Annotated in this window: 18 protein-coding genes and 1 tRNA gene; 13 read left to right on the top strand and 6 right to left on the bottom strand. The window is 44.0% G+C overall.

Annotation, left to right across the window (positions count from 1 at the left end):
• Positions 1-305: 305 nt before the first annotated feature.
• Entirely contained in the window at positions 306-1,814 is a 1,509-nt protein-coding gene (locus METHO_RS08820; RefSeq protein WP_015325185.1) for a serine--tRNA ligase, read from the top strand.
• A 175-nt stretch (positions 1,815-1,989) separates the two neighbouring features.
• Positions 1,990-2,577 carry a 30S ribosomal protein S3ae gene (locus METHO_RS08815; protein ID WP_015325184.1) on the top strand — a complete coding sequence of 196 codons (588 nt, stop codon included), beginning with the start codon at positions 1,990-1,992 and terminating at the stop codon, positions 2,575-2,577.
• 46 nt (positions 2,578-2,623) lie between these two features.
• Here the strand turns inward: METHO_RS08815 and METHO_RS08810 are convergent, their stop codons facing one another.
• Together METHO_RS08810 and METHO_RS08805 are read right to left on the bottom strand one after the other, a co-directional pair.
• Entirely contained in the window at positions 2,624-2,860 is a 237-nt protein-coding gene (locus METHO_RS08810; RefSeq protein WP_015325183.1) for a transposase, read from the bottom strand.
• Positions 2,861-2,944: 84 nt separating this feature from the next.
• Positions 2,945-3,925 (bottom strand): YbgA family protein, encoded by a 981-nt coding sequence (locus tag METHO_RS08805; protein WP_015325182.1) that lies wholly within the window; start codon positions 3,923-3,925, stop codon positions 2,945-2,947.
• Positions 3,926-4,088: 163 nt separating this feature from the next.
• Between METHO_RS08805 and queC the strand changes: the two genes are divergently transcribed.
• The 6 genes from queC (at position 4,089) to METHO_RS08775 (ending at position 8,446) form a co-directional block, all read left to right on the top strand.
• A complete protein-coding gene (gene queC, locus METHO_RS08800) occupies positions 4,089-4,790 on the top strand; it encodes a 7-cyano-7-deazaguanine synthase QueC (protein WP_048831130.1) in 702 nt (233 codons plus the stop codon).
• A 20-nt stretch (positions 4,791-4,810) separates the two neighbouring features.
• Positions 4,811-5,368: a DUF366 family protein gene (locus tag METHO_RS08795; RefSeq protein ID WP_015325180.1), complete on the top strand. Its 558-nt coding sequence runs from the start codon at positions 4,811-4,813 to the stop codon at positions 5,366-5,368.
• Positions 5,368-6,084 carry a 7-carboxy-7-deazaguanine synthase QueE gene (locus tag METHO_RS08790; RefSeq protein WP_015325179.1) on the top strand — a complete coding sequence of 239 codons (717 nt, stop codon included), beginning with the start codon at positions 5,368-5,370 and terminating at the stop codon, positions 6,082-6,084. Before METHO_RS08795 ends, METHO_RS08790 begins: the two co-directional genes overlap by 1 nt.
• Positions 6,084-6,425 (top strand): 6-carboxytetrahydropterin synthase QueD, encoded by a 342-nt coding sequence (gene queD, locus METHO_RS08785; protein WP_015325178.1) that lies wholly within the window; start codon positions 6,084-6,086, stop codon positions 6,423-6,425. Before METHO_RS08790 ends, queD begins: the two co-directional genes overlap by 1 nt.
• 80 nt (positions 6,426-6,505) lie before the next feature.
• On the top strand, positions 6,506-7,438 hold the full coding sequence (nifB, locus tag METHO_RS08780) for a nitrogenase cofactor biosynthesis protein NifB (RefSeq protein WP_015325177.1): 933 nt from the start codon (positions 6,506-6,508) through the stop codon (positions 7,436-7,438).
• A 30-nt stretch (positions 7,439-7,468) separates the two neighbouring features.
• Entirely contained in the window at positions 7,469-8,446 is a 978-nt protein-coding gene (locus tag METHO_RS08775; protein ID WP_015325176.1) for a methanogenesis marker 2 protein, read from the top strand.
• 51 nt (positions 8,447-8,497) lie between these two features.
• On the opposite strand, the gene METHO_RS08770 is transcribed toward METHO_RS08775, so the two are convergent.
• A complete protein-coding gene (locus METHO_RS08770; RefSeq protein ID WP_015325175.1) occupies positions 8,498-8,785 on the bottom strand; it encodes a hypothetical protein in 288 nt (95 codons plus the stop codon).
• 106 nt (positions 8,786-8,891) lie between these two features.
• Entirely contained in the window at positions 8,892-9,296 is a 405-nt protein-coding gene (locus METHO_RS08765; RefSeq protein ID WP_015325174.1) for a pyridoxamine 5'-phosphate oxidase family protein, read from the bottom strand.
• A 161-nt stretch (positions 9,297-9,457) separates the two neighbouring features.
• Here METHO_RS08765 and METHO_RS08760 point away from each other — a divergent pair, with 161 nt between their 5' ends.
• From METHO_RS08760 to METHO_RS08740, 5 genes are all read left to right on the top strand, one after another.
• Positions 9,458-10,153, top strand: coding sequence for a radical SAM protein (locus tag METHO_RS08760; RefSeq protein WP_015325173.1), 696 nt, complete (start codon positions 9,458-9,460; stop codon positions 10,151-10,153).
• 133 nt (positions 10,154-10,286) lie between these two features.
• Positions 10,287-11,750 carry a cryptochrome/photolyase family protein gene (locus METHO_RS08755; RefSeq protein WP_015325172.1) on the top strand — a complete coding sequence of 488 codons (1,464 nt, stop codon included), beginning with the start codon at positions 10,287-10,289 and terminating at the stop codon, positions 11,748-11,750.
• Between the two features lie 68 nt (positions 11,751-11,818).
• A complete protein-coding gene (locus METHO_RS08750; RefSeq protein ID WP_048831304.1) occupies positions 11,819-12,130 on the top strand; it encodes a DUF5611 family protein in 312 nt (103 codons plus the stop codon).
• A gap of 30 nt (positions 12,131-12,160) precedes the next feature.
• Positions 12,161-12,673 (top strand): chorismate--pyruvate lyase family protein, encoded by a 513-nt coding sequence (locus tag METHO_RS08745; RefSeq protein WP_015325170.1) that lies wholly within the window; start codon positions 12,161-12,163, stop codon positions 12,671-12,673.
• Between the two features lie 70 nt (positions 12,674-12,743).
• Positions 12,744-12,815, top strand: a tRNA-Thr gene (locus METHO_RS08740).
• Between the two features lie 338 nt (positions 12,816-13,153).
• Here METHO_RS08740 and METHO_RS08735 read toward each other — a convergent pair.
• Positions 13,154-13,537, bottom strand: a complete 384-nt coding sequence (locus tag METHO_RS08735; protein ID WP_245546271.1) for a PDDEXK nuclease domain-containing protein — start codon at positions 13,535-13,537, stop codon at positions 13,154-13,156.
• Between the two features lie 58 nt (positions 13,538-13,595).
• A complete protein-coding gene (locus METHO_RS08730; protein WP_015325169.1) occupies positions 13,596-14,966 on the bottom strand; it encodes a peptidoglycan DD-metalloendopeptidase family protein in 1,371 nt (456 codons plus the stop codon).
• Between the last annotated feature and the right edge of the window lie 103 nt (positions 14,967-15,069).

Raw genomic sequence — 15,069 nt, 5'->3', positions numbered from 1 at the left:
AAGCAAAAACGACAATAATTACGTTTGCTATAAATTCGGCTCGTAGAAAACCTTTTTAAATAGCTACTCATAGCCAAAATTATGCGAAAATAACTATTATTCAGGCCAACATATAGAAGTTTTATTGACTTACATTATTGTTTGAATTTAGAGGATTTCTACAGAGCCAGGTAAAAATAGAATTTAAAGTAGGTTTTCTACAGAGCCCTTTTTCGACAACATAATAAAGGATGTACGCCTTTTTGCCTACTGAAAAGCTTACCTACTATGCTGGCTCTTCATTCACTATTACGAGGAATAAATAAATGGAATTGCATTTCACATTGAAAGTTGCTATCCGGGCGAGTTCGGATGTCACTCCTGCTCATGAGATGATAGGGGAGTATTTAGAAGAGGCAAACAGGACCATTCTAGTCAAGGGTGCTTCAGATGGCTATGGAGCACAGGTAGTAGAATGGGGTATTGACGGCAATAAAATAGACATGTTGATAGAATCCGGTCGCTATGTACGCGCCCACGATGCACTCATGCGCATACGCAAGCCTCTGGCAGCAAAATTAGGTAAGGACTTTCGTATTGGTCTAAGGGCCATTGAAGTGGAGTCATTTATTATAACCATGCCGGCAGAAAAGCCCTTAAAGCAATTGAAGATACCTTATGTGAAGTCCATTGATTATGAGAATGGTGCAATAAAACTGTCCCTGGATGTGGGTGAGTCTGAGATCGAGAACCGGGTGCCTGACAGGATACTCACTTTGATGGAAGACAAGATCCAGCAGCAATCCTATGGTGGCAAGGCTGAGCACTGGCAAATACTGTGGCAGAGTGAAAAGAAAGAGCATCAGTTCTCCGGGGATCCCACTCAGGCAATGCTAAAAGAGGGCTGGCTCAAGAGGGGTGCAAGCCGGGGTCAGTGGATACATGGACCACAGTCCACGCAGATGTTCCGGACCTTTGAGAGAATTGTGCTTGAGGAACTTCTGGGTCCGCTTGGTTACAGGGAGATGATCTTCCCCAAGCTGGTGCCCTGGGAGGTCTGGCAGAAGTCAGGTCATGCTAAAGGAGTCTATCCTGAGATCTATTATGTATGTCCTCCCAAGACCAGGGATCCGGATTACTGGGAAGAGGTCAGTGATTATTACAAAGTTACACATGAGGTTCCCACTGCCCTTATAAAAGAGAAGATCGGTGAACCAATCGGTGGCATGTGTTATGCCCAGTGTCCTCCCTTCTGGATGTTCCTACAGGGAGAGACAATACCCACAGATGAGTTCCCGATAAAGGTATTTGACAGATCCGGAACTTCTCACAGGTATGAGAGCGGTGGTATCCATGGTATGGAACGCGTGGATGAGTTCCACAGGATAGAGATCGTATGGCTCGGAGCCAAAGAGCAGGTATTGGAGTGTGCAAAGGAACTGCATGAGAAGTACATGCACATATTCAATGAGATCCTGGAGCTGGAATGGAGAAAGGCCTGGGTTACTCCCTGGTTCATGGCACAGGAAGGACTTACAGGTGTGGCCGCACAGAGCGAGGCCGGTACCACTGATTACGAAGCGGTTCTGCCATACAGGGGCGAGAACGGAGAATGGCTGGAGTTCCAGAATGTAAGCGTTAATGGGGCCAAGTACCCGGCTGGTTTCAACGTCAAGTGTCAGTCAGGTGAGGAACTCTGGTCAGGATGTTCAGGCGTAGGTCTGGAAAGATGGTCTTCTGCTTTCTTTGCTCAGAAAGGTCTGGATCCTGTGAACTGGCCTGAAGGATTTGCAAAGCGCGCCGGCAAAGTGTCAAAGGGCATACGCTTCCTGTAAATCGGACCTGTCGGTCAGTCTGCTGACCGATTTCTTTATATAGAGACATGTCTAGTATACAGAGCCATTAATCAGGATCTATTCTATGTTGTCGTTCTAAGGAACGAATGCACAGTGAACAGATACATTATTCATATCATCTATCATAAGAATTCGCGTTGATCGGAGGAATTACTTGGCAAGAAAAGTACAGAAAAAATTAGACAAATGGAAGTCTAAATCCTGGTATAACATTGAAACACCTGAGTTTATAGGCAGGAACAATATCGGCACCACTATGGCAGAGGAACCTGAACAGCTCATTGGGCGTATTGTGGAAGCCACTGTTGGCGACCTCACTAACGATTTCTCAAAGCACAATACTAAACTCAAGTTCAGGATCAACGACATCAATGGGGACGTTGCACAAACCCTTTTCATCGGACACGAGATCACTACTGATTATCTGCGTTCCATTGTCAAGAGGCAGACCTCCAGAATAGATACAAACCTTAAGGTCACTACCAAGGATGGTTATACCGTCAGAGTGAAACCTATTTGTTTCACTGTAAAAAGGGCAAGGACCAGCCAGATCGAAGGTATCCGTGAGGTAATGGACGGTACTGTGAAGGAAAGAGCAAGCGAGCTTAACTTCGAGCAGTTTGTGGAAGAAGCTATTATGGGCAAACTCTCTGCTACTATTTACAGGAACGCAAAGAACATCTATCCTCTTAGAAGAGTAGAGATAAGGAAAACAGAGGTCGAAGGCATACCAGCCGCATGACCCTGTTTCAACACTTTTTCATTTGCTATTATAGAAACTTGTTTTTTTATTCTGCGTCCCGTGCAGTAGCATTGTATTCTTTCTGAATAAGCTCCATCATCTCTTTATTGGCATCGATCACAAAGGCGCCTATATAGCCGCAATTCTTGCAGTGGTACAAGCCTTCCACTCCGCCTACCTCATAATATAGTTCAGGGTTTCCGCATACTGGACATACTTGAATAAGTTCTTCAGACCTCATATCTTCCATGAACTCTTCCATTTCTGCTTCTTCTTCATCCATTTTATCCCAGCCTTCTCATTTCCTTTACATATGACACTCACACATGTTAAAAACGGTTAGCTTCCTATATTATTTATATTTCCTCTATTCTGGATCAAGATGATCGAGATTTTCAGGGTAAGGGTAAAAAAGTGTTTGATCTGCAAGGTAATCCACGCGAAACTCTAAGATCCAGGGTCTGATGGCCTTTCTTAGTTCCTGTATGTTTAGATCACCTTTACGGTATGCTTCCATACAGTTGAGCAGGTACTGCTTTTTGTCTGATCCTAAGTCTTTGGAAAAATACCCAAAAGCATGCATAAAAGCATTGGTGGTATTAGCTCTTGAAGGTTTTTCTTTTATCATTTCCTGTAATGTGTTCACATAGACTGCCATATTTTCATCAAAAGTCCGGTTTTTGTGGTCAGCCAGGATCCTTCCCAATGTTTTTACTTTACACTGGTCATACGCCATAAGCAACAATTTATTACGGGCCTGGAAGTCCATCAGTTCCTGTATTGAACTGTGGTGCATTCTCAGATCAGCCTGCATGAAGAGCCTTGTAAGGAACTGCTCCCTTGTCTCAGGGTCCATGAGGGCTGTTTCATCTATAGATGGCAGGTTTGGAAACCGATCCGTTGCTTCTTTTGCGAGAAACCCGGATCCATGCCTGTGTAACGGTTCCTGTGTATCAGGAGATGCAAAAACTTTCGCAGTTCTGGATCCACATGAAGGTGACTTCGATTTGAGAATGAATCCATCCACTTCCGGAAGATGGTCCAGAAAATCCTTGACAAAGAACTGCATTTTCTCAGTGATGTCTCTACCTGTAGATGGCTGTATCAGTTTCATTGTTCTTCCATCGACCAGCCGGATGGGGTCTCTTGGTATGCCTAATTCTATTTCGCATTCCGGGCATACTGTTATAACTTCTGTTAAAGGCAGTATCTTATCGATGATATCACAATAAACCATCTGTCCATCATATCTGCAGTGTTCGAATCCCAGACATTTACTTATGACTACTACGGGATACGGAAATGTGCGGATGTCTATCCCTCCTCTTAAGTGAGGAGGGGAAGCCATATTTATAAGTATGTCAAAATGGTCAAAAATTATATTGTTTCACGTATTAAGTGTATATGCATATGTGGTCTTTTCCTCTTCACTGAGCATTATCCAGTCCACTAATTATAAATAATATCCAGGTATTACTCGGAGAATACCTGCAGAACATGAGGGATATACCATAAGCGCAATTGCTTTGTTAAGTAGTGGATTAGATTCTGTCACATCCCTGGCGATAGCACAGAGGGAGACAGACATAAAACTGGCCTTGATATTCGACTATGGTCAAAGAGCAGCTGCAAAGGAAATAGAATATTCCCTCAAAGTTGCTGAAAAATACGGTATCGAGTGCACGGTCATATCTCTTCCATGGCTTAAGGCCATCACTACCACCAGCCTGGTGAGCAAGGATATGAATGTTCCCCGAGTATCTATGCAGGACATTGCAGAGGATTCCGATCCGGTAATAACAAGGGATTCTGCAAAAAAAGTGTGGGTACCGAACCGCAACGGTGTAATGATCAACATTGCTGCAAGTTTTGCAGAGAGTCTGGAATGCCAGTATGTACTTGTTGGTTTTAACAGTGAGGAGGCCGTGACCTTTCCGGATAATTCCACTGCTTACCTTGACAGTCTTGACAAATGCCTTTCTCATTCCACTCTCAATGGCGTAAAAATGATGGCTCCGGTGGCAGCTCTTGACAAACAAGGCATCATCCGTAAGGCTTTGGAGCTAAAGGCTCCCCTTGAATGGAGCTGGAGCTGTTATCACGGAGATCACGTTCCGTGCGGTATCTGTGAAAGCTGTACCCGCAGAAAGCGTGCCTTCATGCAGGCAGGCATAAGGGATCCCCTTATGGAAAGACTTGGTATTGATCATTAAATTAAAGGAGAGACAACAAAATGAAGTGGATAGTGCTTAAAAAGCCCCTTGATTACGATGGCAGCCAGATATCATCACTATGGGGATACATGGAAGCTGATCTGCAGGAGGATTCCATAATTGCTTTCCGTGGGTCATGCGATGTACAGCTTCGGCACATGATTGATCTTGAGGATAGGAAGGAAGGAGATCCCATCTATTCCACCGATATGCTGCATTTCATAATTGAGCACTTTGACTCCACAGATCTCAAGCTCATATATGCCAGACAACGTTTGTTCACGGCCATGGTGGCTGAGGTCCTGCTGCAGAGAGGAATAAGTACTTCAAGGGCTGGAGATGATCTTTTTGTACAGGGGAAAAAGCTAAGCATTTCCATTGCCAGTACTTCTTCCGTATCTCAGAAGATACATTTTGGCATGAATGTGGAACATGGGATATATGGTTGCCTGAAAGATCAGGGATTCGATGAGAAAGATCTGTTTACGGTAATGGAAAAAATAGCCAGCAGGTATGTGGACGAGATCCATGATATCGAGAAAGACCTGCGTAAATCCAGGCCTTTAGGTGTGATGTAATGAAAGCACCTATTACAGAGATCTTCTGTTCTGTACAGGGGGAGGGACCATATGTTGGTAACCGGCAGGTGTTCCTTAGATTTGCCGGCTGTAATCTTAATTGCCCGTATTGCGATACAAATGTAAAAACTTCTGAAGCTTGCAAGTATGAGGAAACTCCAGGCTCAGATATTTTTAAGTACGTACAAAATCTTTTGACTCCTGAGCAGGTCGGAGATCTTGTGGACCCTTTCATGAACATACATTCAATGTCTCTCACAGGTGGTGAACCGCTACTGTATGCAGACTTCATCACGGAACTAGATGTAGTTTTCCCATTATATCTGGAATCCAATATGACATTGCCGGATCAGGCCAGAAAGGTAAAAGATCATGTTGCTTTTGTTTCAGGTGATGTGAAGCTTACTGAAGAGTTTCAGGGTGAAGAGGTACAGCCTCATATAGAGAGGACCATTGAAACTTTCAGAATCCTCAGAAAGAACGAGAACAGGGATTGTTTCTGCAAGGTCGTGATGACAAAAAATACCTCTGCGACTGATGTGCTGGATGTGGCAGGATCCATCAGCAACTATATCTCATGTATTATCCTGCAGCCTGTAACACAATATGAATTAAGGCCGGATGTAAGGACCTTACTTGAATTGCAAAATGAACTACTTGGCGAGATAGATACTTTGATAATCCCACAAACCCACAGAATGTGGGGGTGCTTATAATGAAAATGAAACTTGGAATAATAGATCATATTGACAGTGCTCATTACTTACCTGAGCATAAGACATGTGGTATCGTGCACGGTCACACATACAAGGTTGAGATAGTTATAGAAGGTGAAAAGAATGAGAATGGCATGGTTATGGACTTCTATGACATAAAAAGGGTTGTCAAGGGAGTGCTTAATGAATATGATCACAGGTTACTTAATGATATACTTGAGTTCCCAAGTGTGGAGAACCTGTGTGAACACATGCACCGCAACCTTAGTTCAAAACTGAGTTTTTCACTGTCTGTAAAGGTATGGGAAGGCGAAGGAAAGTGGTGCGAAGTCTGTGGATGATGCAGAAATCCCAAAACATATATAATGTGTAGAGGTATAATTGAGGCAATTCTATTTATAGTGCTGTGGGCGTGACAGGTATGTCAGATGAAACAAAGAATATATGCGATATAACGGTCTCCGGTAAGGAGGAAGAAATGAAAAGGATCATTGCACAACATCCCTGTTACTCAAAAGAGGCACAGCACAAGTTTGGCAGAATACACCTGCCCGTTGCGCCTGCATGCAATATCCAATGTAACTACTGTGACCGGAAATTTGATTGCGTTAACGAAAGCCGTCCCGGTGTAACAAGTGAAGTACTGACCCCACATGAAGCTCTGGAAAGGACCAGACAGGTGCTCAAGGAATTCCCGTTCATTAAGGTAGTTGGAGTAGCAGGCCCGGGTGACCCTTTGGCCAATGATGCGACCTTCGAGACCTTCAAGCTTATCAAGGCCGAGTTCCCGGAGGTCACTCTCTGTCTGAGTACCAATGGGCTTGCACTTCCTGATAAGATGCCCGAGATCATCGAGACAGGCGTAGACACACTGACCGTAACGTTGAATGCCATAGACCCGGCAATCGAGGCACAACTTATCAGCCATGTGGTCTACAAGGGTAAGATGTACAAAGGGGTGGAGGCTGCTGAGATCCTTATCAGGAATCAGCTTGCAGGCATTAAGATGGCTGTGGATGCAGGTCTTGTCATCAAGATCAATACCGTGATGGTGCCAGGCATCAATGACAAGCACATAATTGAAGTGGCGAAGAAGATCCATGAGATGGGTGTCTATATAATGAATATCATGCCGCTCATCTGTCAGGCTAAGTTCGCAGATATGGAACCACCAACCCCCGAAGAAAGGCAGAAGCTGCAGAATGCGTGTGAACCTTATGTGCAGCAGATGAGGCATTGTCGCCAGTGCAGGTCAGATGCTTTTGGTCTTATCGGAAAGGACCTTTCCCAGATGAGCGAAGAGCGCCGCAATACCATTAAGATGGAAATGGTAAAGAAGGCCGAAGAAATATAACGTAGATACTATTGATCCGTGGTGGTCTTCATGGGCCTGGAAATGCTTGCCCGTCATCTGCGGGAGTTTGAAGGGGTTTCACGCAAGAAACCCATTGCCGAGATATTTAAGATATTCGAGAGCGTGCGTCATGAATATGGTAATGTCATCGCAGATTTTGGCGATGATGCTGCTGTTATAGATACGGGCGGAGATGATGTGATCCTTTTTGCTGCCGATGGTATCTGGGGCAGGATCGTGGAAAAAAGTCCATGGTGGACTGGTTACACATCCGTAGTTGTCAATGTTAACGATATCTCGGCCATGGGGGGTAAACCTCTTGCCATGGTGAACATTATGTCCTCCAGCGACCCGGAGTCCATTAAAGGCATTATGGAAGGCATAAGGGATGGTGTCAATAAATTCGGTGTTCCCATGGTGGGAGGACACACTCATCCTGACACACCGTATAATTCCCTTGCAGTGGCCATCATTGGTACAGCTAAAAAGGACTGTCTTATAAGAAGCGATACTGCAATTCCCGGGGATATCGTTGTCTTCGCATACGATATGGATGGCAGGGTAGGTAAGAACTCTCCCTATAGCTGGGATACTACTTCTTTTAAAGATCCGCAATTTGTCAGGGAATGTTACCTGGTGATGGTAACAATAGCTGAAAGGAAGCTTGTAACTGCCGGGAAGGACATCAGTAACCCTGGCTCTATAGGTACTCTGGGTATGTTATGTGAGACCAGTAAGGTAGGTGCTTGCGTAGATCTTGCCAAAATACCCCGACCTGAAAATATGGACCTTGAGCAGTGGCTCAAAATATATCCTGCTACAGGTTATGTTGTCACGGTCAAACCGGAGAATGTACAGGAATGCCTGCAAACTTTCTCTCAGGTAGGTCTCACTGCTGCTGCTGTAGGTGAGATTACCGACAGTAAACTGGTAGAGATCCAAGATCAGAACGAAAAAGCTATTGTTTTTGATCTCACGAAAGATGTCATTACGGGAATTGGTGAATGAATAAATGAATGGTCAATTCAGTGGCTGACATTAAAAAAGTAAGGGTGTGTATCACTCTTTGCTGTTGACCCATGCATTCAGTTCATCATACAGGACCTTTTCGGCAGCCTGCACAACTTCAAGTTTACCGCGCAGTGCCAGCAGGTCCCTCTGATCACATTCTATTATGTTCACTGATATCTTTCTTTCCACGGGTTCGAGTTCGAATTCTTCAACTATATCATATATGATGTAAGAAGGAGTTCCCGGAGGGATTACGAGATCGTAGAGGTCTTCAAGCTGCTCTTCTTCAGTTTCTTTTTTGGGTTTCAGATCTTCAATCGTTAGTTTTTTTGCCATGCGCCTCACCTATTGCAGAGACCTGATATTAAGCTTCAGCATAAAAAGTAAACGGACAACTAGAAAAAGTACCATGGTACATGGGGTACCACAGTTTTCCGTAATTTCAGAAAATTTTCTCCCCGGCATGAGGACCTGGCATAGAATCATAGACCTCTTCCACGTGTACCACAACAGCTGCCTTCTTAGGCATGTTAGGCTTGGCTGAGTCCACCCATTGTTTCATTTCATCGAATAACTTACCATCAGTGATCATTTTCACACTGCCCTTTATCTGGAAACATTTTCTGGTATAGCCATCATATACCACAAAGGCAACCTTTGGGTTGTGTTTGAGGTTTTCTTCCGTCTTAAGGAAGAAATTATCCGATATCATAATGGTTTCGGGGTCCATTACTTTGAGAAAACCCACCAATGCAACGTTTGGGGTGCCATCCGCACTTGATGTAGCTACAGGTACCGGGTTCTGCTTTGATATGGTGTCCATAATTTCTTGAGTCATCTTTACCATTATTTACCACTCCTGTGTGATTTTCAATATCACGTTTTTCTTTGGAACAAGTTATATTTACATACATATCTTAATTGTGGTAGCAGTTAGCAGAAGTCTTTATACGGGGTATTTTCTAATTTCTATACCTATACCTATTCTTATGTGGAGTGAGTCATTAAATGCGTGTGATCAAGTTGTCTGAGGCCGAAGGGCAGGTAAGGATGGAATTTGCAGGCTGCAACATGAAATGCCCCTATTGTGTACATATTCATCAGCCCTTCACTGAAGTTTCACTGGAAACAGCTCTGGAGTTCGCGAGTTCTTCCTCTATGAAGACCGTTTATCTGGGAGGCGCGGAGCCGACTTTGCAGAAGGAACTGCTGCCCCTGCTTGAGGGATTGCATGCAGCCGGAAAGCAGGTGCTGCTCAAATCCAATGGCATGAAGCCGGATGTTATTGAGCAGGCTCTGCCTTTCATACATGGTCTTGTGCTGGAGATCAAAGCGCCGCTTGACGATGTGGAGGGGATAATGGAGCTTACAGGCATGTCCGGGGAGCGCACTGTGAAATACATAGACCTGCTTGAAAAATCCCTTGATATTGCAAAGCAGAAGTGGCTGCGTGTCTGGGTGCGGGTGATCCCGGAGTACGTAAATAAAGAAACCATTCGCCGTATACTGCAGACTGTGGAGGGGGCGGATGAGATGATGCTGTACCAGTTCATGAGCAAGACGGATTTTGACAGGCCGTTTCTGGGACATGAGGAGCCCACGCCTTCCTGGGAAGAACTTGAGGAGCTTGGAAAAATAGCCCTTGAAAAGGTCCAGAATGTGATACTGCTGGGTGAAAAAGGCAGAAAGGTGCTTGAAAAATAAACACTCTTCCTGAAAGAATGGGGTACAAATAGAATGGGGTACAAATAACAACTGTTGAAAAAACCGGTCTAAAGAGCTTTTATATCTTCTTCAAGGTGAGCATACGGATCAAAAATACACAAAACTTGTATTTATACCTGGCAATTGCCTGTATTCCTCTACAGAACAGCTGAAACCGGACAGGCATACCCTTTTTTTCATGGCCGAAGACTTTGGTCTATGCTCCAGATATAGGTATCATAAGCATAAGCTTGTGCTAATATTGTCCTCTATGCGCTCGTACAGGGATATGCTTCTGCATGAACATGCAGTGACATATTTTGATATTACTGATGGCAGGCCGTACGAAGAGAAACTGCTTGATATATTGGAAGAACATGGGATCAAGCATGTTGTTACCTATGAGCTCGATGACGATCTTTTTGCTTCGGGGATCAGGCAGTTTTGCGAGCAACATGGGGTCAGACTGGAATTTGTGGACAATCCTGGTTTTCTGACAAATATCCGGGAGTTCAAAGAGTACAGGGATGGGAGAACGAAGCTTCTCATGAATAATTTTTATATCTGGCAGCGCAAAAGGCTACATATACTTGTGGATGAAGGAATGACCCCAGCAGGAGGAGTATGGAGCCTGGATTATGAGAACAGGAAAAAAATACCAAAGGGGATACAGATACCTCCAATAAGGTTCGCAGACTGGACAGCTCATACTAAGGAAGTGACAGAGCTTGTAGAGCAGTTATTCCCGGAGAATCCTGGAGATGTTTCTAATTTTTATCTGCCGACCACGCGGGAGGCTTCTCTGGACTGGATGGAAGATTTTCTGGCTGAAAGGTTCAGGTTTTTCGGACCCTATGAAGATGCCATTGCCGCAAATGAACATTTCCTGTTCCATTCGTTGCTTTCACCATTGATCAATCTGGGACTGCTGACCCCTGATGAAGTGGTGCAGCGGGCGATTGCATATTCGAAGGATAACGGGGATGTGCCGATGTCCGGCCTGGAGGGATTTGTGAGACAGATCATTGGCTGGCGGGAGTTTGTACGGGGCATGTACCATTCCTCAAAACTGCGAGGTAATTTCTTTGAAAATAATGGGTTGCTTGACGAGCGATGGTATCACGGTACACTTGGTATCGAGCCTGTGGATATCACGATAAAAAAGGTTATGCATAAGGGTTATTGCCATCATATAGAGCGTCTGATGATCCTGGGGAATTTCATGCTTCTATGCGGCATTCATCCGGATGAGGTGTACAGGTGGTTCATGGAGCTATTCGTGGACGCTGCGGACTGGGTAATGGTTCCTAACGTCTACGGTATGAGCCAGTTCGCTGACGGCGGGAGCCTGGCTACAAAGCCCTATATCTCCGGTTCAGCCTACATCCTGAAAATGAGTGATTACAAAAAAGGTCGGTGGTGTGAGATATGGGATGGATTGTACTGGAGGTTCATTGACCGGCACAGGGATGTGCTGCGCAATAACTTCAGGATGGGGATGATGATAGCTGCTTATGACAGGATGCCTGAGCAAAGGAAAGATGAGCTTATACAGGCTGGGGAAGGCTTTCTTAGTACTATTTCCCAAAAACAATGAATATTGGGTCAATGCTGAAAATACCGGAATGTTTATGCTTTTTACCAGCAATTAAGAAGATGATAGCAATGCAGGAATACACTTTGAAACGTGGATATAAGCTTGATCTTGAAAGGATCCATGATTGCCTGGCTGAGAGTTTTCCAGCCGAGATAACGAATAACGGGGAGAAGCTTGTAATATCCTATGGCGTCTTCAAGACGCTTACAGTATGGATACAGAACAAGAAAATGGCAGTAGATACTGAATCCGATACTACGGTCAAAGATGATAAAATTATTCTGGAAACGAATAAGAGATACAGGGATTTCCTGTATCAGGCTACCGGATACACTGCCAAGGAGCGCCTGAAGAAGGCGAAACAGAGCGTATCCACGTAAATTTGTGAAGGTATTAAAAAATCAATTCCTATGGACAGCGAATTTCTTGCAAAACTGAAGGGTTTCCGCATCCCCACCTGTCTGCGGGTATGCGCCGGTACTGACGGATCTGTGACTTTCCTGCTGGAGATAATGACCGGCCATCCAACGACAGTGGTGACTGAGTATCAGCACATCACCCCTGCGGATGAGTGGATGGCACAGATGTTCAAAGTGGAAGTGGGTGCGGACATCAATGATCGTGTGGTCACTCTCACTGCCGGGGAGGTGTCTTACGTGTACGCACGTTCTCTTTCTGCCATTGAGAAAATGCCGCCGGGTGTTAAGTGCGATATGATGAAGGCTGATATCCCTATTGGCAGGATACTGCGTGATCATAACATCGAGACTCGCCGGGACTTCGAGGATATCGAGCTCCATAAAGAGGAATCTCTTTTCGGCGCACGATCCGTGCTCTCCCGTTCCTACAAAATAGTGCACCATAATGGCGTGCTCATGTGGATCAACGAACGGTTCCCCATCGATGACCGCTGGCTCTTATAATCGGTTGTATTCAACCGAAACCTTATTAATAGATTCTGTATATTACAGGGTTGCCCCACTGATTCTGTGTGCCTCGGTGGCTTAGGGGTATAGCGCGTCCTTGGTAAGGACGAGGCCGCGGGTTCAAATCCCGTCCGAGGCTTCTTGATTTTTCATTCCAACTCCCTAATTACAGATTTTACTTTCACCCTATAACCACTAGAGATCACTAGAAAGATATGAGAATTTCCTGCTCGCCCAAGATAAAGGAATATCTGGGATGGGTGCAGGCAGCTGAACGGGCCGAACTCGACTTTTTGTTCCCGCTGTGGTATGGCCTTGAGGGTTGATGTTGCTGTGGATCTGGAAAAGAAGCGGTCTGATATTGCCATGGCCTTGATGGAGCTTGTAGAGAAGGAGCCAGGATCGCGAAGATATTGAGGGAGAGTGTGTGAGGGCCCCCCCTCACTAGTTATTTTTTAATATTTCTGTTCTCGATCATTATTCCTCATTTTCCAGTTCTTCGGGTAAACTGGCTTCCAGCTCCTCGATAGTGGGGAGGCAGGTGTCCAGAGGCTCGGGGAGGGCGTGGACAAGCTGGTATTCTGCCACTCCCATGGGTTTATCCATACCGGAGAGAGCATATTCTGCGATGAGACGTTTCTTTGTCTTACAGAGCAGAAGTCCGATGGTGGGTCGGTCTTCAGGTGTTTTGATCTGTGCATCCACTGCAGAAAGGTAGAAGTTGAGCTGTCCTATGTGTTCGGGTTTGAAGGCTCCGGCCTTGAGCTCGACCACAATGTAGCATTTCAGGCGGGTATGGTAGAAAAGCAGATCCATGAAGAACTCATCACCTTCCACTTCAAGCCTGACCTGGCGTCCCACGAAGGCAACCATACCACAGACATAGTTTTCCCCTTCATTTGATGGAAAAGGAAGAGGATCACATCCTTCCTCTATATTTTTGTGCTAATAAAAACATTCCAACAGCTAGGGATAAGACGAATCCCGGAGCCTTCGAAGGCTCTTTAAAGGTAGATTCTGTAGATTCTTTAGGAGATTCGTCATCGTAATATTCCTCTTTCACTGTAATAGTAATAGTTTCGGAGTCAGTTAAACCATTGGTAGTTACGGAGAATGTTACATCATATGTTCCTACAGTATCGGTACCTGGCGTCCAGCTAAATTCGCCTGTAGTTGTATCCAGAGTAGCTCCAAGTGGCATACCTATGGCAGAGTAAGTTTCAGTGTCACCATCTTGATTAGTTGCTGAAATAACGAATGTGAGTAGCGAATTCTCATTGACGATTTTATCACCAATTGCAGCAAGTGTGAGAAGTTTGTTTACATCATTGACTTTTTTTATCAAAAAATTACTGCCATCTTCTTTACCGCTTGGCCAAATCCAATATCCACTGAGAGTGCTACCAGTTAGTTCTGCATAATAATTACCATCAAGAACTATATTTGATCCTTGTATTAATTCGTATTCTGTGAACCAAACTTTATTTTGCTCAAAATCAATCGTTCCCCTAAACTTTGTTTTACTATCTTTAAGTGTTGGCCAATGAAGTAGTCCACTGAATTCATTTCCGTTTACATCTGTAACCTCCATTATCATCGGGTACGAACCATGTCTGTATTGATTGAAAGTCCCTTCAAGTACGGTACCTGGTTTTATTTTTTCATCATAATTTTTGTATGTGTTGATAAAAACAATTGGGTTATATGTTTTTTCTTTAACTGTTTTGATATCTGGTAAGACTAGATAAGGATGTTGTCCAGCTATATCTTTTTCAATTTGAAAATGTAAATGCAAACCAGTGGGACCTAATACATAACCTGTGTTTCCTGATTTCCCAATTATAGTTCCTTTTAACACAGTTTTATTTTCAACTATTTCTTTTGGAATGGTATCATTTTTTAAATGTCCATAAACTGAATAGAATACTCCAATACCCTCAATATCATGTTTAAGTACAACATGAGCCCCAAAATCCTTAGTACCTTTTACACCATAACGCCCTATCTTCCATACAACTCCATTTGCAATAGCATAAATATCTGTACCTTCTGGTAAGGGAATGTCAACTCCTACATGTGTGCCGGTTCCTTCACATCCGCTGTCATAATTCCCAGTCCATACTGTGGAATATTTGTACTGTTCTGTAATTGGGCAACTGGTGTATTCCATTTTCATGCCTTTTACTGGCATTTCAAGCACTTCTGCAGATACAAGATTAACTAATAAAAATAACAAAAGGAACAATACAGACATCTTATTGAAATATTTCGGTTTTTGTAAATTTTTCATAATATCTTTAACTCCACTTTTTGATTGATGCTATCTTGGCACTGTCCATGTTTTGATGTGAATTCCCTTTAATTTTGCATTTAAAGAATTTTAGATGCGCTGA

Source organism: Methanomethylovorans hollandica DSM 15978 (genome assembly GCF_000328665.1).
Taxonomy (GTDB): domain Archaea; phylum Halobacteriota; class Methanosarcinia; order Methanosarcinales; family Methanosarcinaceae; genus Methanomethylovorans; species Methanomethylovorans hollandica.
This window is presented reverse-complemented; position numbering and strand designations above follow the sequence as displayed.